Annotated in this window: 1 protein-coding gene; it reads right to left on the minus strand. The window is 65.4% G+C overall.

Translation table 11 applies throughout. The features are described 5' to 3' along the window. Window positions 1–408, minus strand: a 408-nt coding sequence (locus D5041_RS21920) for a SwmB domain-containing protein (protein WP_265285836.1), incomplete at both ends; no start/stop codon positions are given.

Genomic DNA, 408 nt, shown 5'->3' on the forward strand with positions numbered 1-408 from the left:
AAGCTGAGTACCAGTTGGTTGCCGTTGACCTTGGGGCGCGTCGTGTCGCCGGTGATGATCAGCTGCGGGGCAGCGGTGTCTGCTGGCGCTGGTGTGTTGTTCGTCACCGCGGTAGCAGCAAAGCTGGGCGCGTCGTTGCCGGCGGCGTCCTGTATGGCGTTGGCGTCGTTGCCGGTCGTTGGGTCGGCGTAGGCGACGGTGACCGTCTGGTCGTTGGTGACCGCCGTGGTCAGCGTGAGCGTGACGGTCTTGGCTTGCGGCTCGATGGCGACGTTGGTGACGGCGTTCGCGATGCCATTGACAAGCACCGTAAAGGCTCCGCTTGCCGGCTTGTGGCTCGCGTCCGCGTCCAGGTTGCCCGTGTCGCTAAAGCTGAGCACCAGCTGGTCGCCAGTGACCTTGGGACGC

It is taken from the genome of Verminephrobacter aporrectodeae subsp. tuberculatae, assembly GCF_026127385.1.
GTDB classification, from domain to species: domain Bacteria; phylum Pseudomonadota; class Gammaproteobacteria; order Burkholderiales; family Burkholderiaceae_C; genus Acidovorax; species Acidovorax aporrectodeae.